General features: G+C 59.7%; 20 protein-coding genes. 6 read left to right on the top strand and 14 right to left on the bottom strand.

Translation table 11 applies throughout. The features are described 5' to 3' along the window. The 12 genes from ACYQ6M_RS18680 to ACYQ6M_RS18625 form a co-directional block, all read right to left on the bottom strand. Positions 1-1,110: a class I SAM-dependent methyltransferase gene (locus tag ACYQ6M_RS18680; RefSeq protein ID WP_460074947.1), complete on the bottom strand. Its 1,110-nt coding sequence runs from the start codon at positions 1,108-1,110 to the stop codon at positions 1-3. 14 nt (positions 1,111-1,124) lie between these two features. Next, positions 1,125-2,357, bottom strand: a complete 1,233-nt coding sequence (locus ACYQ6M_RS18675; protein WP_460074945.1) for a class I SAM-dependent RNA methyltransferase — start codon at positions 2,355-2,357, stop codon at positions 1,125-1,127. A 127-nt stretch (positions 2,358-2,484) separates the two neighbouring features. After that, the gene (locus ACYQ6M_RS18670) at positions 2,485-3,225 is read right to left on the bottom strand and encodes a TlyA family RNA methyltransferase (RefSeq protein WP_460074943.1); all 741 of its coding nucleotides are present in this window, start codon (positions 3,223-3,225) and stop codon (positions 2,485-2,487) included. 7 nt (positions 3,226-3,232) lie between these two features. Continuing rightward, positions 3,233-3,367 (bottom strand): hypothetical protein, encoded by a 135-nt coding sequence (locus ACYQ6M_RS18665; RefSeq protein WP_006933515.1) that lies wholly within the window; start codon positions 3,365-3,367, stop codon positions 3,233-3,235. Positions 3,368-3,394: 27 nt separating this feature from the next. Continuing rightward, positions 3,395-4,021, bottom strand: a complete 627-nt coding sequence (locus ACYQ6M_RS18660; RefSeq protein ID WP_075283310.1) for an SCO family protein — start codon at positions 4,019-4,021, stop codon at positions 3,395-3,397. 124 nt (positions 4,022-4,145) lie between these two features. After that, complete coding sequence (locus ACYQ6M_RS18655; protein ID WP_460074941.1) at positions 4,146-4,664, bottom strand: copper chaperone PCu(A)C; 519 nt, start codon at positions 4,662-4,664, stop codon at positions 4,146-4,148. A gap of 523 nt (positions 4,665-5,187) precedes the next feature. Further along, complete coding sequence (locus ACYQ6M_RS18650; RefSeq protein ID WP_460074939.1) at positions 5,188-6,585, bottom strand: MFS transporter; 1,398 nt, start codon at positions 6,583-6,585, stop codon at positions 5,188-5,190. Positions 6,586-6,810: 225 nt separating this feature from the next. Continuing rightward, positions 6,811-8,772 carry a 1-deoxy-D-xylulose-5-phosphate synthase gene (gene dxs / locus ACYQ6M_RS18645; protein WP_055658032.1) on the bottom strand — a complete coding sequence of 654 codons (1,962 nt, stop codon included), beginning with the start codon at positions 8,770-8,772 and terminating at the stop codon, positions 6,811-6,813. A 346-nt stretch (positions 8,773-9,118) separates the two neighbouring features. Then, positions 9,119-10,285, bottom strand: coding sequence for a helix-turn-helix transcriptional regulator (locus ACYQ6M_RS18640; RefSeq protein ID WP_460074937.1), 1,167 nt, complete (start codon positions 10,283-10,285; stop codon positions 9,119-9,121). 453 nt (positions 10,286-10,738) lie between these two features. Continuing rightward, entirely contained in the window at positions 10,739-10,987 is a 249-nt protein-coding gene (locus tag ACYQ6M_RS18635; RefSeq protein ID WP_006933521.1) for an exodeoxyribonuclease VII small subunit, read from the bottom strand. A 139-nt stretch (positions 10,988-11,126) separates the two neighbouring features. Continuing rightward, positions 11,127-12,056 (bottom strand): histone deacetylase family protein, encoded by a 930-nt coding sequence (locus tag ACYQ6M_RS18630; protein ID WP_460074935.1) that lies wholly within the window; start codon positions 12,054-12,056, stop codon positions 11,127-11,129. Between the two features lie 830 nt (positions 12,057-12,886). Beyond that, complete coding sequence (locus tag ACYQ6M_RS18625; RefSeq protein WP_460074933.1) at positions 12,887-13,882, bottom strand: L-threonylcarbamoyladenylate synthase; 996 nt, start codon at positions 13,880-13,882, stop codon at positions 12,887-12,889. Between the two features lie 314 nt (positions 13,883-14,196). On the opposite strand from ACYQ6M_RS18625, the gene ACYQ6M_RS18620 reads away from it, so the two are divergent. The 3 genes from ACYQ6M_RS18620 to ACYQ6M_RS18610 all read left to right on the top strand — a co-directional run bounded on the left by ACYQ6M_RS18620 (position 14,197) and on the right by ACYQ6M_RS18610 (position 17,680). Continuing rightward, positions 14,197-15,978: an acyl-CoA dehydrogenase gene (locus ACYQ6M_RS18620; RefSeq protein ID WP_460074931.1), complete on the top strand. Its 1,782-nt coding sequence runs from the start codon at positions 14,197-14,199 to the stop codon at positions 15,976-15,978. A 21-nt stretch (positions 15,979-15,999) separates the two neighbouring features. Continuing rightward, positions 16,000-16,743 carry a crotonase/enoyl-CoA hydratase family protein gene (locus tag ACYQ6M_RS18615; protein ID WP_173017451.1) on the top strand — a complete coding sequence of 248 codons (744 nt, stop codon included), beginning with the start codon at positions 16,000-16,002 and terminating at the stop codon, positions 16,741-16,743. Between the two features lie 73 nt (positions 16,744-16,816). After that, positions 16,817-17,680: an SDR family oxidoreductase gene (locus ACYQ6M_RS18610; RefSeq protein WP_460074929.1), complete on the top strand. Its 864-nt coding sequence runs from the start codon at positions 16,817-16,819 to the stop codon at positions 17,678-17,680. 67 nt (positions 17,681-17,747) lie between these two features. Here ACYQ6M_RS18610 and ACYQ6M_RS18605 read toward each other — a convergent pair whose 3' ends face one another. Then, positions 17,748-18,314: an NADPH-dependent FMN reductase gene (locus tag ACYQ6M_RS18605; protein ID WP_023001853.1), complete on the bottom strand. Its 567-nt coding sequence runs from the start codon at positions 18,312-18,314 to the stop codon at positions 17,748-17,750. Between the two features lie 135 nt (positions 18,315-18,449). Here ACYQ6M_RS18605 and ACYQ6M_RS18600 point away from each other — a divergent pair, with 135 nt between their 5' ends. From ACYQ6M_RS18600 to ACYQ6M_RS18590, 3 genes are all read left to right on the top strand, one after another. Then, a complete protein-coding gene (locus ACYQ6M_RS18600; RefSeq protein WP_023001852.1) occupies positions 18,450-18,860 on the top strand; it encodes a winged helix-turn-helix transcriptional regulator in 411 nt (136 codons plus the stop codon). Positions 18,861-19,030: 170 nt separating this feature from the next. Continuing rightward, positions 19,031-20,578 carry an ankyrin repeat domain-containing protein gene (locus ACYQ6M_RS18595; RefSeq protein WP_460074926.1) on the top strand — a complete coding sequence of 516 codons (1,548 nt, stop codon included), beginning with the start codon at positions 19,031-19,033 and terminating at the stop codon, positions 20,576-20,578. A gap of 96 nt (positions 20,579-20,674) precedes the next feature. Next, a complete protein-coding gene (locus ACYQ6M_RS18590; protein ID WP_023001850.1) occupies positions 20,675-21,481 on the top strand; it encodes a mechanosensitive ion channel family protein in 807 nt (268 codons plus the stop codon). Positions 21,482-21,541: 60 nt separating this feature from the next. Here ACYQ6M_RS18590 and ACYQ6M_RS18585 read toward each other — a convergent pair whose 3' ends face one another. Next, positions 21,542-24,535, bottom strand: coding sequence for a cation:proton antiporter (locus tag ACYQ6M_RS18585; RefSeq protein ID WP_460074924.1), 2,994 nt, complete (start codon positions 24,533-24,535; stop codon positions 21,542-21,544). Positions 24,536-24,624: the final 89 nt, after the last annotated feature.

Below are 24,624 nucleotides of genomic sequence, written 5' to 3'. Positions count from 1 at the left end.
TCAGTCGCTTTTGATAAACTCCGCGACGCGGGAGACAAAGGCAGGCACCATCCAGCTCTCTTCAAGCCCTGCGGCCTTGGCGATACCCGTCAGGTCTTCGCTGAGATAAGAGGTAAAATAGGGCTCGTGGAAAAGCTGCGGAAAGACCGACAGAAGGCCGTCATATTCCGGCACGTCTCCGGTTTGCAGGCTGTCGACGAAAAGAAAGGAGCCGCCGGGTTTCAGAACGCGTGCGACCTCCGAGATGACCTGACGCCGGATTTTCGGCGGCAGTTCATGGAACAGGAAGACGCAGGATACGACGTTGAGAGAATTGTCCGCAAACGGCAGGGTTTCGGCCAGGCCGCAGATATAGCCGGCACGGCGCGACGGCAGGCGCTCACGGGCAACGTTCAGATAGGGTTCCGACAGATCGAGCCCCGTGCCCTTGAGGCGCGGAAATGCGGCCAGGGCAGGCCGCAAGAGACCTCCGGTGCCGCAGGCGATATCAAGATACGAAACGTGGCGTTGGTCCTTGCGGCGCAAGATCCTGGCGAAAGGTACCAGGGCCCGTCGACGCATGGCGGCAGTGGCACCTGAAAAAAGCACATCCACCTGGAAGTCATAGAGCCTGGCACTTTCCTCCGACAGCCAGCCATCGGTCTGAAAGTGAAAGTTCTGCCGGTAATAGCGCGGCAGTGCAGCGGCAAATCCCTCGGTGGAATTGACTTCCTGATGCGCACCGCTTGCACGACGGCGTGCCACCTCCGGCACGTCCTTGAAGAAGGCACGGCTGGTCGCGATCAGCTCGCCCGGCGTCATGGTGCCATCGGAAGGCAGCGGATAAATCCCGTCCTCGACGGACTTCAGATCATCCGCAAACAGCTTGACGATGTCCGACAGCATGCGCCTTTGGCTCGGCACCGGGCCGGTCGGCACCACCTTCGGCGTTTCCGGAAGCTGTTTCTGGAGATCCCGGTTCATCCGCCGCATGGCTTCGGAATGAAGGGTGTAGAGCGCGACCCGGCTGCCCTGATAAAGCGCATAGCGCGTTCGCCGGGCAAGGCTCAGGAGCGGCGGCAGGCTGCGGGTTCCTTTGACAGGTCCGAATTCCTCATCCGCCGCGCTCATGGCTCACTCCCTGATCAAGGTCTGGTCAACACCGCCACTGCTTCAATATGGGGCGAATAGTGGAACTGGTCCACTGGTGTGACGCTTTGCAGCACGTAGCCGCCGTCGAGCAGGATGCGCAGATCCCGGGCAAGCGTCGCCGGATTGCAGGAGACGGCAACAATCGTCTTGACCCTGGAAAGCGCCAGTTGCTCTGCCTGGGCTTGAGCGCCTGCGCGCGGCGGGTCGAAAACCACGGCGTCGTAAGGCTCCAGCTCTTCCTTCACCAGCGGCCTGCGTGACAGGTCTCGCCGTTCAAACGTCACCTTCTTCAGGCCTTGGGGTTTGCGCAGGGCCTTGTCAAAGGCGGCCAGTGCCGCAGCATCGCCTTCGACCGCATGCACATTTGCCTGTCGGCCGAGCCTGAGCGCGAATGTGCCGACGCCGGAAAAGAGATCTGCAATTGTCCTGGCCTTGCCGACACCGTCAATTACCAGCTTGGAAAGCGCATGTTCCGCCGCCAGTGTCGCCTGGGCAAACCCGCCGGGCGCGGCAACAATGCCGATGCCGCCCATGTCGAGCAGCGGCGGGCGCAACTCCAGAATGACTTCACCGTTGACCGAAAGCCGCGCAAGGTTCTGATCGACGACCTTTTGCGACAGGGCTGGAATCTTGCGCTCGTATCCTTTGTCGGCCTTGTCGAGAGCCACATCCAGACCGGTGGTCGTTACCAGAACGGTCATCCGCAGTTCACCCTTTTTCGGAAGCACTTCCGAGGCAAGGGACTTGAGGCCGGGCAGCGCTTCAACGATGACCGGGTCCAGCACCGGGCATTCGGCGATATCGACCAGCCTGTGGCTGGCCTTTTCATGGTAACCGAGCAAGGTGTGGCGTCCGGCGCGGGTGGCCGTCAGTACAGCCCGGCGGCGCCCCCCCATGGTCGCAGCTACCGTCCCGGAAACTTCGGTCTCGATGCCACGGTCGCGCAAGGCCTTTTCGACCAGCCCGCTTTTCCAGACAAGGTATGGCTCTTCCGCAAGGTGCTGTACGGAACAGCCGCCGCAGGCGGAGTAATGACGGCACACGGGTTCGATCCGGTCCGGCGACGGCTTTTCGATCACAGGCTTTTGGGCGCGCCCGTCCACGACTTTCGCCCGGACGATTTCCCCGGGCAGGGCCCCGGCCACGTAGATCGGCCCGGTCTCCGTCTCGGCAACGCCGTCGCCGCGGTGACCGAGCGTGGTGATTTCAATCTCTCTCTCGCTCATGGGCGAGCGATAACGCCAAGTAGGGGTTTGGGCAAGTCTTGATCATGGTACGTGCTTTCCGCTCCCTTGATGGAAACAGGCTTTTGCGCTTTCACCAGACGTCGAAGGAGATGAAAGGCGACAGCCCTCAGTCGGCTTTCTTTCCGTAGAGCAGCCATTCCGCATTGCCGTCACCACCCTTGACGGGCGAGGGGACGAGGTCGCCTGCCTGCCAGCCGGGAATGGTGCCCAGCCAAGCTTGCAGGGATTTTGCGGTCTCTTCGGCAATTGCCGGATCGACCAGACCGCCTTTGCCGATTTTGTCCTTGCCCGCCTCGAATTGCGGCTTCACCAGAAAGACGCCTTCAGCACCCGGTGCAGCCAGCGCAAGAGCGGGAGGAAGGGCAAGCTTTAGCGAGATGAAGCTGACATCCGAGACAAGCAGCGCCGGGGCGTCTCCTCCAAGGTCCTGTGAGGTCAGGTCCCGGGCGTTGAGGCCGTCGCGCGCGGCCACCTTCGGGTCTGATCGCAGACTGTCGTGCAACTGACCATGCCCGACATCGATGGCGTGAACCTTGTTGGCCTCACGTTCCAGCAGAACCTGTGTAAATCCGCCTGTGGACGCGCCGATATCGAGGCAGATCCGGCCTGCGGGGTCGACCGTGAACCGGTCGAGGCCTTCGATCAGCTTCAGCGCGGCCCGGCTGACATAACCGGAAGCGGGATCTTCAACCGTGATGCTGGCGTCCGCCGAAGTCTTCTGCGCCGGTTTGGTGCATAGATGACCATCGACGCTCACCGTTCCGCGCAGGATTGCGTCACGCGCCCGTGCGCGGCTCGGAAAGACACCCGTATCGACAAGATGCTGGTCGAGGCGTTGTTTGGACATGCAGCCTTCAGAAGCAGCCGGCGATCGCCGAGATCAGGCGGTCGGCATAAACCCGCTCACCGGCATACAGCCACAGAAACGCCGAAAGCGCGACGAGGCCCGTCGCGCCGGCGGTCAGTCCCATGAACAGCGGCATGCGCATCGTGTCCGGCGTGCTCCAGCTATCGCCTCAGGAAGAGGCAGGCGCGTTGTCGATCAGCCTGCGCAGCTTCTTCAGGGCATTTTCTTCCGCCTCGCCATAGGCAATGGTCCCGACGAACTTGTTGTCGGCGCTCATCAGGTAGACGGCAGCGGAATGGTCCATCGTATAGTCGCCATCGTCAAGTGGCACCTTCTTGGAATAGACCCGATAGGCCTTCAGCATCGCATCGATCTGTTCCCGCGAACCGGTCAGCGGAACGATGCGCTTGTCGAATGCCCAGACATAGTCACGCATGACTTCGGGCGTATCGCGTTCCGGATCCACAGTGACGAAAGCATAGTTCAGCTTGTCCGCATCCGGTCCGAGTTCGGCCATCCAGCCCTGAAGTTCGGAAAGGGTGGTCGGGCAGACGTCCGGACAGAAGGTGAAGCCGAAGAACATCACTGTCGGCTTGGTGGAGAAGGTCTCGTCGGTCACCGTTTCGCCGGTGCCGCTGACAAGTTCGAACGGGCCGCCAATGGCCGCAAGCGGCTCGATCAAGGCTCCGGTGCCCTTGTTGCCGGCAGTCTGCTGATAGACCAGAACACCGGACACGACAGCGAGCACGGCAACAGCAGCCCAGGCCACATACCGGAAGAGTTTCAAACCAGACATCGGTTTCGTCCTGCTTTGGCCAGAGCCTTCAGTGCCGGCTTCGAGACGGGCTGGCGGCTCTGACGCTTGAAAAAGAAATTGCCGGGCGTTGTCTCTTCACCGAGACAGCGCCCGCTGACTGGGCTTAGTTCTTGCCGTGATCCATCTTGCTATGGTCCATCGCACCATGCGCAGCTTCGCCATCAGGTGCCTTGGCGCCCATCTTGGCAACAGGAAGTTCGATGGCAACGTCCCCGGCCTTTTCGAAGGTCAGGACGACCGGAATGCTGGTGCCTTCTTCGAAGGATTGGTTCAGGCCCATGAACATGATGTGGAAGCCGCCCGGTTGAAGTGCAACCGTTTCGCCAGCCGGGATGTCGATGCCATTTTCCATCTTGCGCATTTTCATCACGCCGTCGGTGACTGCCATCTCGTGGATTTCCACCTTGGCGGCAACATCTGAACTGACCGCGACAAGGCGGTCTGCGTCGGTACCGTTGTTGACGATCTCGACGAAACCGCCACCGGCCTTTGCTTTGGGCGGTGTCGCGCGGGTCCACGGTTGGGTCAGCGTCAGATCACCAACCTTGTAGTCACTGGCAAGGGCGGACAGGGAGACAAGCGAAAGGGCGGCTGCAGCCGCAACGGATTTCCAGAGTTTCATAATGCTATTCCTTGAGGTCTGAGAAGTTGGATATTCTTTCAGATCAAGGAAGGAGGAGCCCTGATGGCGGTGGCTCGATGAGGAACGGCCAGAACAGCCTGTTGCCCTGCCGGAACACGGTCAGTGGCGGAAATCTCGGGTGACAGGTTCAGAGGGGCGAAAGCACTCGCAAGGCAGGGTGCGACAGCGCAGCCATGAGCACAGACCGGGCCGCATTGGCATGTCAGCGGGTTGTGTGGCCCAGGAAGACTTTGTTCCTGCCCGGAGGGCTGGCAGAGACTGGTAAGGCCTGCAGCAACAGCTGCGTCCGGCGTCAGTGCGCTGGCGAGAACCAGCAGAACAAGCCGCATTGCAAAGGCAAGGGTTGCCAGCGCCACCAGAGGGTGGCGCTCCTGCCTCAGCTGTTGCAGCTTTGTGACGCGCGCATTCATGCTAGCGGCTATAAGCCGGTTGCAATGCCGTGTCGAGGGGCGAAACCGCGCAGGTGCATGGGCTGAGGCCTGTCACCCGCCACGTGGCGGTGTCAGCTCTTTGGCGATGTCTTGTCTGCAGTCGCATCCGGCGCTTCTTCCGTTCCGGCGCCTTCAGCGGACGCGTTGTTTTCCTCTGCCTCTGCATCGGATGACGATTCGAAATTGTAGATGTCGTCTTCGTAGGCGGGGAAATCTTCAGGCGCGATGACGTATTCTTCTGCTGCTGCATCCAGCGGTTCAGCCGAGATAACCGAACCGACCTGTGCCGTGGAGGCGTATTCGAAGTCGGTCTTTTCTTCCGCTGTCGGTGCCTGACGGGTCAGGACGCGGGCAAGGATGAAGATCACCATCAGGATATTCGAACCGATGATCATGATGTAGAGCCCGGACGGGCCGGTGTTGCTCATGATCATCGAGGCGGCCAGCGGCCCGATGATCGATCCGATACCGAACGACAGCAGCATGCCGGACGACGTGGCGACAAAATCTTCCGCTGCCGCGTGGTCGAAGGCGTGCGCAACCGCGATTGCATAAAGCGGTTGGACGACCATGCCCATGGCCACGGCGCTCAGTATGGCAACCGTGAAGTCCTTCGGCGAGAAGAACACGATAGCAGCCGAGACGGCAGCGGTCGCGATCCCCAGCCCTGCGATCACAAGTCGCCGGTCAATGCGGTCGGACAAACGCCCAACCGGCCACTGTGCGATAAGCCCGCCGCCGACGATGGCTGCCGCATAAAAGGCGGCTTCCTTGGTCGAGAGGCCGATCTGGGACCCATAGAGCGAAGACAGCGTCAGCAGGGCTCCTTGCGAACTGCCGATAAACAGCACGCCGATGAAGGCGGCAGGGGAGTTCTTGTAGAGCTTGACGGGCTGGAACCGCACCAGCGTGATCGGCGCAGGTTGGGTCGAGGTGGTCAGCGATACGGGCATCACCGCAAGGGACACCATCACCGAGGCGATCGCGAAGGGGATGAAATCGGCAATATTCATCGACGCGATCGAGATCTGGCCCAGCATCAGGGCGCCGAACAGGATGACGATGTAGAACGACATCACCGTGCCGCGGTTCTCGTTGGATGCGCTTTCGTTTAGCCAGCTTTCGACGATCATGTAGAAGCCGGCAAGGCTGAAACCGGAGATCATGCGGATGATCATCCAGGCATAGGGATCGATGAGCACGGGATGCAGGATTGCGGCGGCCGACATCAGCGAAACAAGTGCGGCAAAGGCGCGAATGTGCCCGGCCCGCATGATCACCAGAGGCGCGCCGAGACAGCCAAGCACCATGCCGAAGAAATAGGCCGAAGAGACCAGACCGATTTCGAAGTCGGTGAAGTAAAACCGTTCGGCGGCCAGCGGCAGCAGTGTCGTCTGCAGACCGTGCCCGAATATGAGCAGGGCAACGGACAACAAGAGAGCGGACACGGAAAGAAGGGTCTGAGCCATGGCTGCATCCTGACGATGGATCGCCGCAGCTCCAACAGAAGCGTCGCGGCCGGTATCGTGCTCCAGAAATAAAACAAAAGCGCCGGATTGATCCGACGCGTCTGTTTCTTTCGACCAGCCTTTTCAGGTATGGCGGCCTGTGTCAATCAGGTTTGAAACCCGCTCCCCAATCGACTTTGTCCATTGCAGCATGTCGCGTGCTGGAGCCGGTAGCCTGAAGACCGGTCAGGCGCGTTGCGGCGCGCTGACGGAGGCCGTTCCGAGTGCGGTGAAGACGGTCTTCAGGATGCCGTCGCAGGTGAGGCCTGCCCGGGCATACATCAGGTCCGGCTTGTCGTGGTCGAGATAGGCATCCGGCAAGGCAAGGGCTCGCACTTTCAGTCCGTTGTCCAGCAAACCTTCCTCGGCAAGCCGGGTCAGCACATGGCTGCCGAAACCACCGGCGGAGCCTTCTTCGATCATCACGAGAACTTCATGCTCGCGGGCAAGGCGGCGGATCATGTCCATGTCGAGCGGCTTTGCGAAGCGGGCATCAGCGACTGTGGTCGAAAGACCGGCCGCATCCAGTTCGTCCGCAGCCTTGAGGCATTCGCTCATGCGGCCACCGAAGTTGAGAAGGGCAACCTTGGTGCCCTCCCTGCGGATGACCCCCTTGCCGATTTCAAGTACGCTGCCGCGTTCCGGCATCTCCAGGCCGACACCTTCGCCGCGCGGATAGCGGAAGGAGATCGGGCCTTCGTCATAGGCAACGGCAGTTGCCACCATGTGGCGCAGCTCCACTTCGTCCGAAGCCGCCATGACGACAAAGCCGGGAAGGCAGGTCAGGAAAGCGGTGTCGAAAGCGCCGGCATGGGTCGGGCCATCCGCACCAACGAGGCCTGCACGGTCAATCGGGAAACGCACCGGCAGACCCTGGATCGCCACATCGTGGACAACCTGATCATAGGCGCGCTGCAGGAACGTGGAGTAAATCGCGCAGAAGGGCTTGAAGCCTTCGGTCGCGAGACCCGCAGCAAAAGTGACCGCGTGCTGTTCGGCGATACCAACGTCGAAGGTGCGTTTCGGATAGGCTTCGCCGAACAGATCAAGGCCTGTGCCGTCCGGCATGGCAGCTGTAATCGCGACCACCTTGTCGTCCGTTTCCGCTTCCTTGATCAAGGAAGTTGCAAAGACGTTGGTGTAGCTGGGCGCATTGGCCTTCGGCTTGGACTGCTTGCCGGTGACGACATCAAACTTGGCAACGCCGTGATACTTGTCCTTGGCCCCTTCGGCAGGAGCATAACCCTTGCCCTTCTGCGTGACCGCATGGATCAGGATCGGGCCATGGTGGGTGTCGCGGACATTCTTCAGAACAGGCAGCAGGTGTTCCAGGTTATGACCGTCCACCGGACCGACATAGTAGAAGCCGAGTTCCTCGAAGAGCGTGCCGCCCGTCCAGAACCCGCGGGCATATTCTTCAGCCCGAGCCGCCTTTTCGAACATGGGCTTGGGCAGGTTCTTCACCAGGTTCTTGGCCGCATCGCGCAGGGTCTGGTAGGTCGGGCCTGAAACGAGCCTGGCCAGATAGGCGGACATGGCGCCGACCGGCGGCGCAATGGACATGTCGTTGTCGTTCAGGATGACGATAAGGCGAGAGCCGAGATGGCCGGCGTTGTTCATCGCCTCGTAGGCCATGCCGGCGGACATGGCGCCGTCACCGATCACCGCTATGACGTTATTGTTTCCGCCCTTCAGATCCCGTCCGGCGGCCATGCCGAGGCCTGCCGAGATCGACGTCGAGGAATGCGCTGCACCAAACGGATCAAAGTCGCTTTCGGCGCGTTTCGTGAAGCCGGACAGGCCATCGCCTTGGCGAAGCGTGCGAATGCGGTCGCGGCGTTCCGTCAGGATCTTGTGCGGATAGCACTGGTGGCCGACGTCCCAGATGAGCTTGTCTTCCGGCGTGTTGAACACGTAGTGCAGCGCGACAGTAAGTTCCACGACGCCAAGCCCGGCGCCCAAGTGTCCGCCAGTAATCGACACGGCGTCAATCGTTTCCGCACGCAACTCTTCGGCGAGCTGCTTGAGTTCGCTTTCATCGAGCAGGCGCAGATCGGCCGGGGACTTGACCTTGTCAAGAAGCGGGGTATCGAGCTTGGAAGTCACTCTGGAGATAGCTCCACGATTTGAAACATGGCGGGCAGGCATACACCAACCGGATATAGGGCGCAAATCGGGCAGGGGGTATGCGCCAAATTGGCCTCATGATTTCGGTCGAAAATTTACCGCGCCTTTGCATCAAAAGACTTAAGATGGTGTTTGGCAGAAACCGTGCAATTTTTAGTGAAAATACGCGCAATCACCCCATTGGGTGATGCAAAGCATTTGGAACTGGCCTAGGGAATGGGTGTGGTCGATGGGGCCACGTGCACAGTGATCAACTGGGAGTCGTAATCCACGGCTCCATTTTTTTGTGCGTTGGCCGCTTTCCGGTTGCTTAAACAATAGTGATAGCAACTCGCTTCAACACAAAATTCTGCGTTCCTGAGTACTTTCAAAACAGGCGGGCGATCCGGTGGACGAGCCGTGCGAGTTGAAGTTGTGTGTGCGCTCCGGTCTTTTCGTATATCCGTCGCAGATGTGTTTTTGCAGTGTTCTGCGTGATGCCGAGATCCTGGATCGTGGTGCTCAGTGCGCCGGTCATGGTCAGATGCCATGCCAGACGTGCTTCGGAATGTGAAAGTTCGTAGTGATCCTGAAGGCAAATTTCGACCTCTTCCGGAGGGTCTTTTGATGTTGTCGTGCGGATCAAAAACAAAGGTTGTGCGCAGGCGTCCGGCGGCAGGCCCGGGCACGAAACGGTCTCCAGCGATACCCGGCAGACAAGCCCGCTCTCCGGTGCGGGACAAAAAAGGACGCTTGTCGGGTCTGCGATGCCACCTTCTTCGATTGTCGCCAGTTGTTCCTGGAGGGCAATCTCAAGGCGTCTGCTGTTGATCGCCAGGTGTCGCTGCCGACGGACGGCGATATCCAGTTCGTTCAACCTTTCCAACCCCTCTGACGTTTCGGCAAGTATCACCCGGTTGGCGTCGACAAGAACCGCAGCGCTCTCCTGTTCCAAAAGCATCAATTCCTGGAGCTGGTTTTCGAGCCGTTGTTTTTCCAGTTGGAAATGCAGATCGAGTGCGGGCAGCAGCGCACTGACGAGGATGTGAAAGGTCGCGCTGGCCCGGTCCGCGTCAATCCTTTCGGTGCTGTATCCTCTGAAAAGGCAGCCAAACAGGACGAAAGAGTGTGCAGTGCGCCTGACTGGGGTAACCAGCCCGGGAGCATTTTCCGGCCAGTTGCCTGCCATATTCGCATCTGGGTGCGAAGTTTCCTGCGATCCGGTGGCGGGGTCGGATGCCGTCTGTCGATGGTTCGCCAAGGATGTCTTTGAATAGGGGTAAAGCGGGGAGGCTTCGGTGAGCAGGAACTGAAATGCGGTGTTGCCGTTCACCGTTTCAATGCGGCTCAAAAGGGTCGCGAGCTCTCTGGCCTGCTCTTCACCGCCCAGGGACCTTAACGGCGTCCCGTCTCCATCGTATTCAGCAAGAAAGGTTCTGCAGTTCAGTTTGCCGTCGATGAAGTTCAGTACCGGGGGCCAACCTTCAGGTTGTAGCGGGCGCTTGAGCATCTGCATAAGTAGTTCTATGTGGTCGCGTTGGCTGAGTGCCGGCATGCTCTGCTGCGTCTATTAATGATTACATTGTCAGGGTTCTATTTGACAATATATTTATCAAATTATCGAATAAATGGCAATAAATACACCAACGATAACCTAGCGTACGAATGACAGAATGATCGTTGAACAGTATGAAATTTATTGTGTCAGGATCAGGGCGGAACTTGAACTTACTTTAAAATGAACAAAGTGAATGTCGGCTTGTACAGCTAAATTGGACGTAGTTGACGCCGTCGTCTGGATAAAGGTGGTCGACACTTCAACGAGGTGACGCGCTCGTAAAGTCTGCGTTGCTCCGGATGGTGGTGGGGCAGCCGCAAGCCGGTCAAAACGATGAGGGATGACGTAAGCTAAAAGCGTCTGCCGGTTGAACAGGCCACGTTTCAAGGCTGTTCTGACTGCAATCTGACTGTATGGCGTCTGGCCGGACTGGAAAATAACCTTGTCGGATTACTGCGGGTCGAGTGCTTCGGTACCGCTGGCTTCGCCATTTTGACCCAGTTGGATCTTCTCGACCTTGGCTTCCGCCGATTTCAGGAGTGTGTCGCAATGTTTGCGCAGCGCATCACCGCGCTCGTACATGTCGATGCTTCGCTCCAGCGGTACGTTCCCCTGCTCGAGTTCCCGCACAATGGTTTCCAACTGCTTCAGCGCTTCTTCAAAGGAAAGGCCGGCAATATCGTTGGCAGCATCGGTCATCGGTCGGATCCCGTTTGTCTGGATGGCATCTGGTCTTGAGGGAAACTTGCGGTCTGAGGGCCGAAGGTCAAGGTTTCATTTGGGCCTTCAGACGGTCATCCCCGTGCTTTTCGGTCTTGCTACGCCGAAGCGGGATCGTTTAACCCGTCATCAACGTCATGACATGGGCTGCGACCGATCGCGCCAGGCCCTCGAGATCGTATCCGCCTTCAAGGACGGAGATCAGGTGACCGTTGCTGTGGGCATCGGCAACGTCCAACAGCGCCCGTGTTGCCCAGGCAAAGTCGGCTTCGACCAGATTAAGGCCCCCAAGCGGGTCGCGCATGTGCGCATCGAAACCTGCGGAAATGATGACCAGCTCCGGCGCGAAGTGATTGAGGCGAGGCAGCAACAGGACTTCGAACGCTTCCTTGAAGCCGGTTCCATCCTCCCCCGGGGCCAGAGGTGCATTTACGATCGTGTTGGCTTCTCCGGTCTCCGAGGCGGCTCCAGAGCCCGGATAGAGCGGCATCTGGTGGGTGGAGCAATACATTACCGTGGGATCGTCCCAGAAAATGTCCTGCGTGCCGTTGCCGTGGTGAACGTCGAAATCGACGATGGCCACCCGCTCCAGTCCGAACTTTGCCTGCGCATAACGCGCGGCCACCGCTGCGTTGTTGAAAAAGCAGAAGCCCATGGCGCGGTCTTTTTCCGCGTGGTGGCCAGGTGGGCGCGAGGCGGAAAAGGCGTTGTTGACTTTTTTCGTCAAGACCTCGTCGACGGCACGGCATGCACCGCCAACGCCGCGAAGCGCTGCTTCCCAGGTGCCGGGCGACATGGTGGTGTCCGCATCAACCCGGGCTGTTCCTTCCGCCGGCGCGAGCCGGTGGATCTGGTCGACGTAGCTCATCGGGTGGGCGCGGGCGATGTCCTCAACGGTTCCCATGGGCGCGAGGTCGCGTTCCACGGACTGGAATTTTTCGTGCTCCAGGATCCTGTCGATCGCCCGGATTCGGTCCGGTCGCTCCGGATGCCCCACGGGTGTCAGGTGGTCGAGATAGGACGAATGATGCAGAAGCAAGGTAGACAAGGGGCGTTTCCGGAAGGTCGATTGTTATCTTTTGTCGGCTCTGCATCAGAACGGTTGCCGGACAGGCTGTCAATTCCCGCATTGGAATAACGACTGCGGCAAAATTGGTGAACCGCGGAAAGGAAAGCCGGGAGTTCGGGGGGGGCATTTTAGAAAGTCAGGTCAGGCTGAACTCGGACCCCGATACCGGTTCCACATGGGGCTTGTCCCGCATCGCGGGAGAGGTGGCTTAAGTCTGATCTGGGAATTCGCTTGAACTTCGCTTGAAAACTTTCGCCACCGCGTTGAGTGCGTTTGAGGCAGGTGTCGTACATGAGGCAGCTGACTGGGCGAGTGTCGCACGCGTCCCGGTGTACCGGCTTCAGCTTCGTCTGATCGGACTTGGGTCATGAAAGGGAGGGTCAAAAAAAGGGGCCGGCTCTTTGCCGGCCCTTACCGAGGTGCGAGCACCGCAATGCCCGAGGGGAGGTCCGCTGCATCTCAAATCTGATTCTTAAACTACGTGATTCCAGTAAGGGAATGCGAGCTTTTTACCGTAATCCATTTGGGGCATGGTGTTGATAAGTTTGCAGTAGAGGGTCGTATCTCGATAGATATTGTATGATTTGCTTAACCAAAATCGAGTTGCGACGGCGACGGTTGCTTGTCCGTTAAAGCGGAAACTTGCGTCTCTTTTCGGTTAACTTAAGGCGATCCGGATTCAGCTTGAATTTTAGCGCCTGCTTCCGAGTTGCTGTTTTTTAAGGCCTTTTGTTTTGGTGCCGAAGAATGCGCCAAAACATTGCCGGATGAATTTAGCCGGCTCATTCCATCGCAAGCGTTGGTCGGGGTCAGTCGCGTGGTGCTGCCGCACGGCGCAGCCGATCGTTGATCGCTTCGCCCAATCCAAAGCTGGGGATAAACTGCACCTTGATGACGCGGACACCCTTGGCGTCCAGAAATCGCATCGCGCGAAACAGATTTGCGGCAGCTTCGGCAAGGTCACCTGCCGGGCTCAGGTTGAATTCAGCCTGTGCACGATCAGCCCCTGGCAAACGATCAGCTCCGAATGAGAGCAGTCCGTCTGCGGCGTTCACCTCGCTGGCGTTCAGTATCATCGCAGCGTCGGGGGCATAGTGAGACGTCAACATACCGGGGGCCGCGGGAGCGTCCGGCCGCATGTCGGGGCTGGCGCCTTGCAGCGATTGGCCAAGTACGCGTTCGATGTTCTCGCGAGCAAGGCCGCCTGGCCGCAACAGGCGCGGTGTGCCGTCAACCAGGCCGACAATGGTGGATTCTATACCGACGGCACAAGCGCCCGCATCAATGACGAAGCTGAGCGAAGGGCCGAGATCGGCAACGACGTCTTCTGCGCGCGTCGGACTGATCTTGCCTGAGCGGTTTGCACTAGGCGCGGCGAGAGGCCTGCCGGTCTTTTCCGCCAGAAATCGCATCACCGGACCGACCGGCACCCGAAGCGCAACAGTCTGAAGTCCGGCAGTGGCCAGATCGGAAATCGGGGAGGCCGGGCGTTTGGGCACGACCAGCGTCAAGGGGCCGGGCCAGAAGGCTTCAGCCAGTGCAAGTGCGCGTTCGTCGAAAACACCATGTTCCAGTGCTACATCCAGCGTCTGGACGTGGGAGATGAGCGGATTGAACTGGGGCCTGCCCTTGGCGGCAAAAATCTTCGCACAGGCCGTGCCGTTGGTGGCATCGGCGGCAAGGCCGTAAACGGTTTCGGTCGGCACCGCCACAAGGTCACCCGCCATCAGCGCAGCGCACACCGCATCTGCTTCAGGCGCTTCCTTCCAGTCAGGTGCCGCGATGTCGAGCGTCCAAGTCCGCATGTGCCTCACTCGCTTGCGTACCCGGCAGCCGAGAGCTGCCCGGATGTGCGAAGATTTCGATTCCGACAGTGACGGTACAATGAGTTCCGGAAGGGCTCGAGCCGACCGGACATGTCATTTCCGCAATTGACCAAAAAGACGATGACCTGCCGCTGCGATACGGGTTGACGTTAACGTCAACGGGTCTATTGTCCTTTCAAACCGCTGTCGATAGCGCCTTTTGCGGAGTAGCCTTGCCGCCGTCAAGCTCGGAACAGCGAAAACCGCCATCCGGCGGCAAGAATCGAAAGCCAATTGGTTTTGGGAGGACCTGAATGTATCGCGCACCCGTCGATGAGATTGCCTTCACTCTGAAACATGTCTGCGGTCTGTCCGACCTGCAAAAGAGTGCCCGTCATGCCGAACTCGGCGACGATCTTGTCGATGCCATCCTGACCGAGGCGGGCCGGTTCGCCGCCGAGGAAATCGCGCCTCTCAATGCAGTTGCCGACAAGCACGGCACACCGCTTTCCGATGGCAAGGTGTCTACTCCTCCGGGGTGGCGCGAGGCTTATCATGCATGGATCGAGGGAGGCTGGAACAGCCTGACTGCCGATCCGGAGTCCGGCGGTCAGGGCCTGCCGGTCATGATGTCGGCGGCGGCTCTGGAAATGTGGAATTCCGGCTCAATGGCATTCGCCATCGGACCGACCCTGACCATCGGCGCTATCGAGGCGATGGAAAAACACGCTTCGGAAGAGCTCAAGGAAAAATACCTGGAGAAGCTGGTTTCCGGCGAGTGGATGGGCACCATGAACCTCACCGAACCGCAGGCAGGTTCGGATCTGAACGCGCTCAAGGCAAAGGCCGAGCGTCGGGACGACGGCACCTACCGCATCTTCGGCCAGAAGATTTTCATTACCTACGGCGACCACGATCTTACCGACAACATCGTCCACATGGTGCTGGCGCGCCTGCCGGATGCGCCCGCAGGCACCAAGGGTATTTCGCTGTTCCTTGTGCCGAAGTTCCTGGTCAACGACGACGGTTCCTTGGGCGAGCGAAACGACGTAAAGGTGGCCGGTGTCGAACACAAGATGGGCATTCACGGTTCGCCCACCTGCACCATGGTCTATGGCGACGAGGGCGGTGCCATCGGCTGGCTGGTCGGTGAGGAAAATCGCGGTCTGGCCTGCATGTTCACGATGATGAACAACGCTCGCCTTGCAGTCGGTATTCAGGGGCTTGGCGTGGCCGAGCGCGCCTATCAGCATGCGCTTGCCTATGCGCTGGAGCGCAAGCAGGGCAGGGCTCCCGGCGAGACCGGCGAAGGCATGAGCCCGATTGCCCGCCATCCGGATATCAAACGCATGCTGCTGGGCATGAAGGCGCGCACGCAGGTTGCCCGCGCCATCTGTTACGCCTGCGCCCACGCCATCGACATGTCGAAGATTGCCGAAGACGAAGCTGGCAAGACCTTCTGGAACGAGCGTGCAAGCCTGCTGACGCCGATCGCCAAGGCGCTGCCGACCGACTTCGGCGTCGAGGTCGCTTCGCTGGGTATTCAGATACACGGCGGCATGGGCTTCATCGAGGAAACCGGCGCCGCACAACATCTGCGCGACGCCCGCATCGCCCCGATTTATGAAGGCACCAACGGAATCCAGTCCATCGACCTGGTCATGCGCAAGTTGCCGCTGTCCGGCGGTGAGCACATCAAGGGCTTTATCGCGGAACTGCAAACCGTGGCCGACGAGGTTGCTGCCTCCAACCGCCCGGAATTCGGTGCCGCCGCAGATCGGCTCTCGGCCAGTATCCGGGATCTTGAGGACGCAACAAGCTTCATGCTGAGCGCGCAGGCGGACGGCAGGGTCGGCGATGCCCTGGCCGGGGCGACGCCCTATCTGCGACTGGCCGGGCTGACCCTGGGCGGCGCCTTGCTTGCCAAGGGTGCGCTTGCCTCGACAGGTGAACCGGCACAGCGGCTTTCAGAACGTACGCTGCTTGCCCGCAGTTTCTGTGAAACCACAATGGGGGAAACCGCCGGTTTGAAGTCGGATATTCTTCTGTCCGCCGAAGCCATTCAGGCGTTCGACGCCGAAGCCCTGGCGTCCTGAACCGCCTGATCGGAGTAGATGATGATCCGCAAGTCCCTTGAAGACGGTGTCCAGACCCTGCGTCTGGACCGGCCGGAAAAGAAGAACGCCCTGACCGGGCAGATGTACAGTGATCTCGCCGAAGCTCTGGAAACAGGCAATACGGATGCGGATATTCGCTGTCATCTGATCTGCGGCCTGCCGGAAGTTTTTACCGCCGGCAACGATATTGGCGACTTCCTGCAATACGCTGGCAAGACCGGGCTTGGTGAAACACCGGTCGTCCGGTTCCTGAGGGCTCTGGTTCGCAACGAAAAGCCGTTGGTTGCCTCGATAGACGGTATCGCCATCGGTGTCGGCACCACCTTGCTGATGCATTGCGACATGGTGTTTGCCAGCCCGCGCGCCCTCATCCGTTCCCCCTTCGTCGATCTTGGGCTTGTTCCGGAGGCAGGGTCCAGCCTGCTCGGACCACAGATCATGGGGCCGGCCCGGGCCTTTGAGCTGCTCTGCCTCGGCAACGCCTTTTCGGCCGAAAAGGCGGCACAGGCCGGACTGGTAAACGAGGTTGTCGAAGGTGACGTCGACGCGGCAGCACTTGCCTGCGCGAAGGAAATCGCCGCAAAGCCGCCCGAAGCAATGGCGCTTTCCAGGAAGCTTCTGCGCGGCGACACGTCTCAGCTGTCCGAGCGCGTAGAGGAAGAAATCAGGATCTTCGCCAGCCGGCTGAGTGCGCCGGAAACGATAGCTGCCTTCCAGGCTTTCATGACGAAAAAGAAGGCCTGAGCCACGTTTGCTCGGGTGAGAAAATTTCAGACCGCAAGGTTGTCGCCGGAGAGCGGCATACGGAGGAACGACCATGTCCCTGAAGGGCAAGACACTTTTCATCACTGGCGCGTCGCGCGGGATCGGCAAGGCTATTGCGCTGCGGGCCGCGCGTGACGGAGCCAACGTTGCGGTTGCCGCCAAAACCGCCGAGCCACATCCCAAACTGGAAGGCACGATCTATTCCGCTGCCGAGGAGATCGAGGCGGCAGGTGGCAAGGCACTGCCGGTGCTGCTCGACGTGCGCGACGACGAAGCGGTCAAGGAAGCAATGGACAAGACCGCGGCGCATTTCGGCGGGCTCGACATTCTGGTCAACAACGCCAGTGCCATTCAACTGACCCCGCTGCAGCAGACCGACATGAAGCGGTTCGATCTGATGCACCAGATCAACACCCGTGGAACGCTTGCCTGTTCCAAGCATGCCATCGAACATCTGAAACAGTCCGACAACCCGCATATCCTGATGCTGTCGCCCCCTCTGGACATGCAGGAGAAATGGTTCGCGCCCTTCACACCCTATTCGATCGCCAAATACGGAATGAGCCTGGTGGTGCTGGGGCTGGCAGGCGAGCTGCGTTCCAAGGGAATTGCGGTAAACGCGCTATGGCCACGTACGACCATCGCGACGGCGGCAATCAAGAACATCATCGGTGGTGACAAGATGATGCAGCAGAGCCGGACGCCGGACATTCTGGCCGATGCAGCCTATGAGATCTTCACCACATCGTCGAAGGAATTTACCGGACAGTTCGTCATTGACGATACGTTTCTGGCCAGTCGCGGTGTCACCGATTTCGACAAGTATCGGGTGGACCCGAGTCTGGCACTGGCACCTGATTTCTTCGTCCCTGACGAGAGCAAGGCGCCGTGCGACCTGGGGCCGGTCAAGAAGTAGAATCTGGTCTTCCAGACTGTTCAGAAGATCTAGGGGCCGCCGGATAGACATCCGGCGGCCTTGTCATTTAACCGCGCATGGTCTTCAGGGCGGTCGCCCATTTGGTCAGCTCGCCCAGAAGCTGCGTGGCGCCTTCGCTCATCTTGTCGTTCGGCGTGAAAACGCTTTCGTCGTTGATGAATTCCGGGAAGAAGGGAACAGGAACCACCTGCGGCAGAGCCATTACGTTGACGTTGCCAAGCAGCTCGCGCAGCGTCTGCGACGCGCGCAGGCCACCGGAAATGCCGCCGTAGCTGATGATGCCGGCCGGTTTGTAGTTCCATTCGCGGTAAAGCACCTGAACGGCATTCACCAGCGATGCCGGCGTGAAATAGTCGTATTCCGGGGTCAGGAACAGGAACGCGTCTGCGTCGGCGACAATACTGCTCCAGCGCTTGGTGTGGTCGTGGGTGTATTGCTGGGCGGCTGGATGCGCCGGCTCGTCCAGAAGCGGCAGGTTGATGTCGGCGAGATCGATGCTTTCCACCTCGAAGCCGCCATGCGCTTCGGCGGCACTGGCTGCCCATTTCGCGATCGTCGGCCCGACCCGGCCAGGCCGGGTCGACCCGGAGATGATCTTCAGTTTCAGCGACATGATGAATTCCTTGAGAAACAAAAGCTTGGGAGGAGTATCCAGACGATACCTCGGTATACGTTGGATACTGGTATGAAATGATGTAAGACTGAGCCGGCCGCAAGACGGCACTTTTTGGAAACCGAGGTATCCTTGATGAAACCGCTGGCGAAACCCGTCGAAGAGCTGCCGCGCGAACAGCTGCCGCACCACGAGGATCCGCGCTGCGTGCCGGTACGAAGACTGCTGCAAACTGTCGGCAGCAAATGGTGCAGCCTGGTGGTTGCCCATCTTGAATATGAGCCGCGCCGGTTTTCCGATCTCAAGCGGTCGATTGGTGGCGTGACCCAGAAATCCCTGACAGCGACCTTGCGTGAACTTGAAAAGGACGGCCTGGTCAACCGCGTCGTGACCCCCAGCATTCCCCCGCGTGTCGACTATTCGCTGACGCCGCTCGGCCGGACGCTTCTGGTGCCGCTGAAAGCGCTCACCAACTGGGCGATCGAGAACGAAGCCGCTGTCTCCTCGGCTCGCGAACGGTTCGAGCGGGAGAACGGTCCGGACTGACCTCCGGGGTTGCAATCCGTTGTGTCCTCATGCAATTTGGCGTCGCCGACGAGGGCGGCTGCCGGATCCGCGGAAAGCGAAAGCACCCTGACTTCTGACGACATATGCCGGTTTTTCACCTGCGCCCGACACCAGCGGATCGCCCGGGCTTTCGACACAGGAGAAAAGCCATGTCCGCAGGACCTGCAACTTCCCTCGACGACTTCAAGAAATCCGCACGCCGTCTCAGAAAAGCCTTTCTGAAAGGCGAGGCGGGAGCCACTGACCGTGTATCCGCCCACGTAGACCCGGCAAAGCCCCTTCGCCACGCGGATTTTCTTCATGTCATTGCCCGTGAAGCCGGTCATGACAGCTGGCCGAAGCTGAAATTCACTTTCGAAGCAGCATCCCTGAGCAGGGAAGAGCGGGCAGAGCGTTTGAAACAGGCGCTCTATTTCGGCCAGCATTGGGTTACGGAAAAACTGCTTGCCGATGACCCGACGCTGAAAGACGACAATTTCGGTCTTCAGGTTGCCCTGTACGACCTCGACGCCGTTCGCGGGGTGGTGGCAGCGGACGCTGCAGCCGCCACGCGCCTGGTCGGTGTGCGCTCGCCGATCCTGCATCTGGCATTTTCGAAGGAAATACATCGGCGTCCGGAACGGGCGGCAGACATGATCGCCATTGCCGAACTGTTGGTCGCCAACGGAGCGGACGTGAATGACGGTTACCCGGAAAGGCCGGGCGACAAACACATGCTGTCCGCACTCTACGGCGCGTTGTGTCACGCGGATAATTTCGAACTTGGCCGTTGGTTGCTGGAACAGGGAGCCAGTCCCAACGACAACGAAAGCCTCTATCACGCCACCGAGCTTGAGCATCCGCGTGCGCTCGAACTCCTCCTGAAGCATGGCGCGCAGCCGGATGGGACCAATGCCTTGCCGCGCGCACTCGACTTTGACGATGAAATCAAGGTCCGTCTGCTTCTGGAAGCCGGAGCCGATCCGAACATCACCGTACCGGACCATCCGAGCGGCCAGCCCATGAACACGATTCCTTCCCTGCATCAGGCAGCCCGGCGCGGTGGCTCGGTGAAGATTGTCGAGCTATTGCTTGCCCATGGCGCTGATCCGGACACGGTCTGGGACGGCCATACCGGATACGCCATGGCGTTGATTTACGGCAATCTGCCGGTCGCCAAATACCTGGTGGAGAAAGGTCATGCGCACAAGCTGGACCGGAACGAACAGGTTCTGGCCGCCTGCGCCGAGGGAAAGGCAAATCCGGGTAGTCTCGATATTGCGCGTCTGAGCAAGGAAGACAAAAGCCTGCTGACGCGGCTCGCCTTCATTCCAGGCAAGCTGGAACACATGAAGGCGCTGATTGCGGCCGGACTGGACCCGAATGAGCCCGACGACATGGGGCTGCCACCATTGCAGGTGGCAGGCTGGAACGGCCTTGCGGATGAAATGGCCTATTTCCTCTCGCTTGGACCGGATCTTACCCGCAAGAACCGCTTTGGCGGCGATGCTCTCGACACTGTCGTCCACGGTTCGGAATTTGCCCCGAAACGCCGTGAAGCCGATCATATTGCCTGTGCACGTCTGCTGCTTGAAGCCGGCAGCTTGCTTGATCCGCGCTACATCAGCGGATGCGGCAACGAGGAAATGGCACAGTTTCTCGAGGACTGGCTTGCCGGTTCAGCCGATGAAGCCGGCTCCCCGGCAATATTCCGGTAAGTTACAGCAATCTCAGGGTGCATTGCTGGCCAGTGCCCAAATCTGCTGTTAGTACTTCCACGTATTCAAGTGATTGTACGGGAACGGAGGGACTTCATGGAAAGCGCAATCGACCAGGTGAGTGTCTATACGCCACTGATCATCAACGCAGTGAAAGCCATCATCGTTCTGGTGATCGGCTGGTTTCTGGCCGGTTTCCTGTCGAGCATCGTCAAGAGCAGGATCGTGGCTCACCCGCGCATCGACGACACGATCGGCAGCTTTGCCGCATCCATCGTTCGCTGGCTCATCCTGCTCATCACGGTTATCGCGGTTCTGCAGCTCTTCGGCATTCAGGCCACCAGTCTCGTTGCCGTGCTGGGCGCCGGTACACTGGCCATCGGCCTGGCGTTGCAGGGAACATTGAGCGACATCGCCGCAGGCGTGATGCTGATCATCTTCCGGCCCTACAAGATGGGCCAATATGTCGATATCGGCGGAACGTCCGGAACGGTGAAGGATCTCAACATCTTCGTCACCGAGCTTGTGACGCCGGACAACGTTCAGATCATCATGCCGAACGGCAAGGCCTGGGGCACGGTCATCACCAATTTCTCGGCTCATTCCACCCGGCGTCTCGATCTGACCTTCGGCATCGACTATGGCGACGATATCGACAAGGCGGTGCAGATCATTCTCGATGTCGCCAACACGGACGAACGCGTTCACAAGGATCCGGAGCCCTGGGTCCGGTTGACCAATCTGGGAGACAGTTCGGTCGATCTTGGCGTCAGGCTGTGGTGTGATGCCGCAAACTACTGGGAACTGAAGTTCCACATGCTGAAGTCGGTCAAGGAAGCGTTTGATGCCGGTGGCATCTCCATTCCCTATCCGCATTCGGTCGAAATTCAGAAAGCTGGATAATACGGCGTACCATCGCCGCAGGGGAACGTCCGCTGCGGCGATTGTATTCCGATCAGAGGCCTATGCCGTCTCGCGGGTCTTGGTCTTCGGCTTTCGAGTTTCATCAGGCTCGCTCGTGGCGGTGGCCTCTTCAGTTGCTTCCGACTTGCCCTGGTCCGGCGTTGATGCGTCCGCTGCAGAAGCTTCGAAGCCTTTCGAGTGTGGCTGCGTGCCTTCAGCGCCACCCTGTTCCGGTTCCGCATCGGAAGAGCCGGCGTCGCTCTTGGCGACTTCCTGTACTTCTTCGTCTTCTTCGGCGTGGCTGTCTTTGTCCTTCTCCAACTGAGACGGCTCTTCAGGTGTTGCAGTGACGGTATCCGCCGCGCTCAACTTCTCCATGAGCGACGGGTCATTCTGTGCGTCCGCCTCATCGAAGGTGAGAATTTCGGTTTCTGTTTCTCCTGCATCAGGCTCCGCAAGAACGGTCTCCGGGGACAGCTCCTCACCGGTCTGGTTGCTGGTTCTGATCTCGGTGAAAATGGGAAAGACAGGGTCTTCCATTTCCGTTTCGCCGTCGTCCAGGTTCATCAGCTGACGCCGTTTGGTCAGCATGGCAACGTGGTTGCGCAAGTCCTCGTTTTCGGCCAGCAGCGCCTTGAAGTCCTGCGCCCTGAGGCTGAGCAACTGGCAATACCCGAGTGCGACGACATCCGCGCTGCGGCGGCCGCCGGTCATCAGCGCGATTTCACCAAACACGTCGCCGCGACCAAGACGGATGTTGTGGCTGGGTGCACGCACTTCCACCGCGCCGGACGCAATGAAATAGGCAGCATCACCGCGGTCACCCTTGCGGATCAGTTTCTCGCCCGGGGTCGCGAATTGCGGCCGCATCATCCGGCGAATGGCCTTTTGCTGCTTGCGGGTGAGGTCCGCAAACAGCGGATGCGCGCTGACGAGTTCGCGGGTCTTCAGGCCAAGATCGAGTTTAGGCCGCGTGTGACAGGCTTTTCGGGTCCGCTCGACATCCCGCAGAAGGTCGCGATGCAGTTCGGTGCCGATCAGCATCTGCTCCTTGGCTTCGTCATAGGCGGTTTCTTCCAGCCGGACGCCGGCCTTGCGCAGGAACTGTCCTTCCAGGGCGTCGGCGTAATCCGGATACTGCAGGCGCAGGGCATCGATGGCTGCAAGGGTCTCGTCCTGCCGGATCGCCAGGGTGTCTTGCAGAATGTCGGCAACACGGTCACCGAGCAGGGGGCGTATCCGCTTGTTGTTGAAGTCGACCAGCTCGTCGGCAAGGATCCGGTAAACCAGCAGGAATTCGAACCGGTCGGCAAGCCGGATGGCCAGTGGCCGGGCAATCCTGAGCCGCCGCTGCAGTGTCTGGGCGAGGCGGAAGCCGAGGCCGAATTTCAACGGCTGACGCGCAGCCTGATTATAGCCGGACCGGCCGTCGCTTCGTGTCAGGTCGCCGGTACGTCCGGTCAGGGCCAGGAACCGCGAAACAGACCGTCCGGAGATGGTCTTTTCGTGGAAATGCTCCAGCACGAGCTGCTGTTCCCGGTCGGCCAGGGCGATCAGGCCAATGCGGACGCGGTCCCAGTCCTTCAGTTCTTCCAGCTTGTTGGTTTCCGCAGCTGCGGCTTCCGCACGGCTCTCGTAGTCTTTCAGCACATCGTCCGTGACGCGCGGTGCAATGTGATAGTTGCGGGCGGCGGTTTCCAGTTCGTGCCGGACGTCTGACAAAGCCAGGGCCAGGAATTGTGTTCGCAAGGCCTCGTCGCGGGCATTCAGCTTGTCGAGACCGAGCAGCCGGATCAGCGGCTTCAGACTGGTGCCGTAAACCAGCAGCGTAAACAGGACGAAGCCCGTCGCCAGTTTGGTGACGAAGACCGACACTTCGTCCGAGAGCATCGCATGCTCGGACACGCTGAGCGCCAGTGTCAGCGTGACGGCGCCGCGCATGCCGCCCCACAGGATCACCGTCTTGTATCGGTCGTTGACCGCCTGTCCCATCCGGAAAACGCTGAGCACCGGCAGCAGTCCGAAGATGACGACCGCACGGGCGGCCAATGCGGCGACGATGACGACGAACAGCAACAGGATGTCGACAGGCGTGAAGCCTTCCACGAAACGCGGGATCAGGATGGCGGACAGGAGGAAGATGAGCGAAGCAGCCCAGAAGGAGATCTGCTCCCAGACCGCATGGAGAAATTGCCAGCTGGCCGGCTGAATGCGGGCCGGGCCGTAAAGGTTGAACACAGTGCCCGCACAGACGACGGCAACAACGGCGGAAACATCAACGAACTGGTCGCTGAGCACATAGGTGCCATAGGGCAGTGCCAGGCTCAGGGTCACCTGTGCCAGCGGAATGTCGCGCATGATCGGCAGAAGGGAAACCGCGATCCGGCCAAGCAGCGCACCCACGATGATGCCACCGGCGAAAGAGCGGCAGAAGGCAATGGCGGCTTCGCCGACGGTCATGGTCTCGTGACCGGCCAGCATGTGCAGCAGGATGACGAAGATTACGATGGCGGCAGCATCGTTCAGCAGGCTCTCGCCTTCCACGATTCGGCCGAGCCGCGCGGGCGCGCCAATGTCCCGGAAGATGGCGACAACGGCAACCGGGTCCGTCGTGGCGACAATCGAGCCCAGCAGCAGGCAGGCGATCAACGTGATGTCGGTGAGCGAAAACAGCGTTGCCAGCGGATAAAGGGCAAAGCCGATGAAGGCTGTTGCGACGAAGACGGCGACAACCGCCATCAGCAGGATCGGGGCAATGTCCTCGACGATCCGTCGAACTTCCAGGGTGAGGGCGGTTTGAAACAGAAGGATGGGCAGAAAAATGTAGAGGATCATCTCCGAATCCAGCGGGGGATTGATGAAGACGTCCGCAATAGCGTTGAAGGCATTCGTTTCGGCAGTGTAGCGCAGATAGATCGCCAGAATGCCGATCATGGTGCCGACCGTTGCCAGCAAAACGCTGGGCGCCAGCCCAAGCCGTCTGGCAAGGGGCTGCAGCAGGGAAATCGTAATCAGGAGCAGCGCGAAAGCGCCTGTAATTAATGGAGTTTCCATGTCGTTATGGTGCACCGCGATTGCGGCAATTTCAAATTGGCCTTCCAAAATTATTGCCGCCACGGGCAATAGGGCACAGGATTACGCGC

The sequence above is a fragment of the Roseibium sp. ROS1 genome (assembly GCF_054658215.1).
This window is presented reverse-complemented; position numbering and strand designations above follow the sequence as displayed.

What these genes read in the sequence shown, in the direction of transcription:
- ACYQ6M_RS18620 (WP_460074931.1), top strand. Translation starts at nt 14,197, where the DNA reads ATGTATCGCGCACCCGTCGATGAGATTGCCTTCACTCTGAAACATGTC.
- ACYQ6M_RS18640 (WP_460074937.1), bottom strand. Translation starts at nt 10,285, where the DNA reads ATGCCGGCACTCAGCCAACGCGACCACATAGAACTACTTATGCAGATG.
- ACYQ6M_RS18665 (WP_006933515.1), bottom strand. Translation starts at nt 3,367, where the DNA reads ATGCGCATGCCGCTGTTCATGGGACTGACCGCCGGCGCGACGGGCCTC.
- dxs (WP_055658032.1), bottom strand. Translation starts at nt 8,772, where the DNA reads ATGCCTGCCCGCCATGTTTCAAATCGTGGAGCTATCTCCAGAGTGACT.
- ACYQ6M_RS18660 (WP_075283310.1), bottom strand. Translation starts at nt 4,021, where the DNA reads ATGTCTGGTTTGAAACTCTTCCGGTATGTGGCCTGGGCTGCTGTTGCC.
- ACYQ6M_RS18675 (WP_460074945.1), bottom strand. Translation starts at nt 2,357, where the DNA reads ATGAGCGAGAGAGAGATTGAAATCACCACGCTCGGTCACCGCGGCGAC.
- ACYQ6M_RS18670 (WP_460074943.1), bottom strand. Translation starts at nt 3,225, where the DNA reads ATGTCCAAACAACGCCTCGACCAGCATCTTGTCGATACGGGTGTCTTT.
- ACYQ6M_RS18625 (WP_460074933.1), bottom strand. Translation starts at nt 13,882, where the DNA reads ATGCGGACTTGGACGCTCGACATCGCGGCACCTGACTGGAAGGAAGCG.
- ACYQ6M_RS18650 (WP_460074939.1), bottom strand. Translation starts at nt 6,585, where the DNA reads ATGGCTCAGACCCTTCTTTCCGTGTCCGCTCTCTTGTTGTCCGTTGCC.
- ACYQ6M_RS18605 (WP_023001853.1), bottom strand. Translation starts at nt 18,314, where the DNA reads ATGTCGCTGAAACTGAAGATCATCTCCGGGTCGACCCGGCCTGGCCGG.
- ACYQ6M_RS18585 (WP_460074924.1), bottom strand. Translation starts at nt 24,535, where the DNA reads ATGGAAACTCCATTAATTACAGGCGCTTTCGCGCTGCTCCTGATTACG.
- ACYQ6M_RS18595 (WP_460074926.1), top strand. Translation starts at nt 19,031, where the DNA reads ATGTCCGCAGGACCTGCAACTTCCCTCGACGACTTCAAGAAATCCGCA.
- ACYQ6M_RS18635 (WP_006933521.1), bottom strand. Translation starts at nt 10,987, where the DNA reads ATGACCGATGCTGCCAACGATATTGCCGGCCTTTCCTTTGAAGAAGCG.
- ACYQ6M_RS18590 (WP_023001850.1), top strand. Translation starts at nt 20,675, where the DNA reads ATGGAAAGCGCAATCGACCAGGTGAGTGTCTATACGCCACTGATCATC.
- ACYQ6M_RS18655 (WP_460074941.1), bottom strand. Translation starts at nt 4,664, where the DNA reads ATGAAACTCTGGAAATCCGTTGCGGCTGCAGCCGCCCTTTCGCTTGTC.
- ACYQ6M_RS18615 (WP_173017451.1), top strand. Translation starts at nt 16,000, where the DNA reads ATGATCCGCAAGTCCCTTGAAGACGGTGTCCAGACCCTGCGTCTGGAC.
- ACYQ6M_RS18610 (WP_460074929.1), top strand. Translation starts at nt 16,817, where the DNA reads ATGTCCCTGAAGGGCAAGACACTTTTCATCACTGGCGCGTCGCGCGGG.
- ACYQ6M_RS18680 (WP_460074947.1), bottom strand. Translation starts at nt 1,110, where the DNA reads ATGAGCGCGGCGGATGAGGAATTCGGACCTGTCAAAGGAACCCGCAGC.
- ACYQ6M_RS18600 (WP_023001852.1), top strand. Translation starts at nt 18,450, where the DNA reads ATGAAACCGCTGGCGAAACCCGTCGAAGAGCTGCCGCGCGAACAGCTG.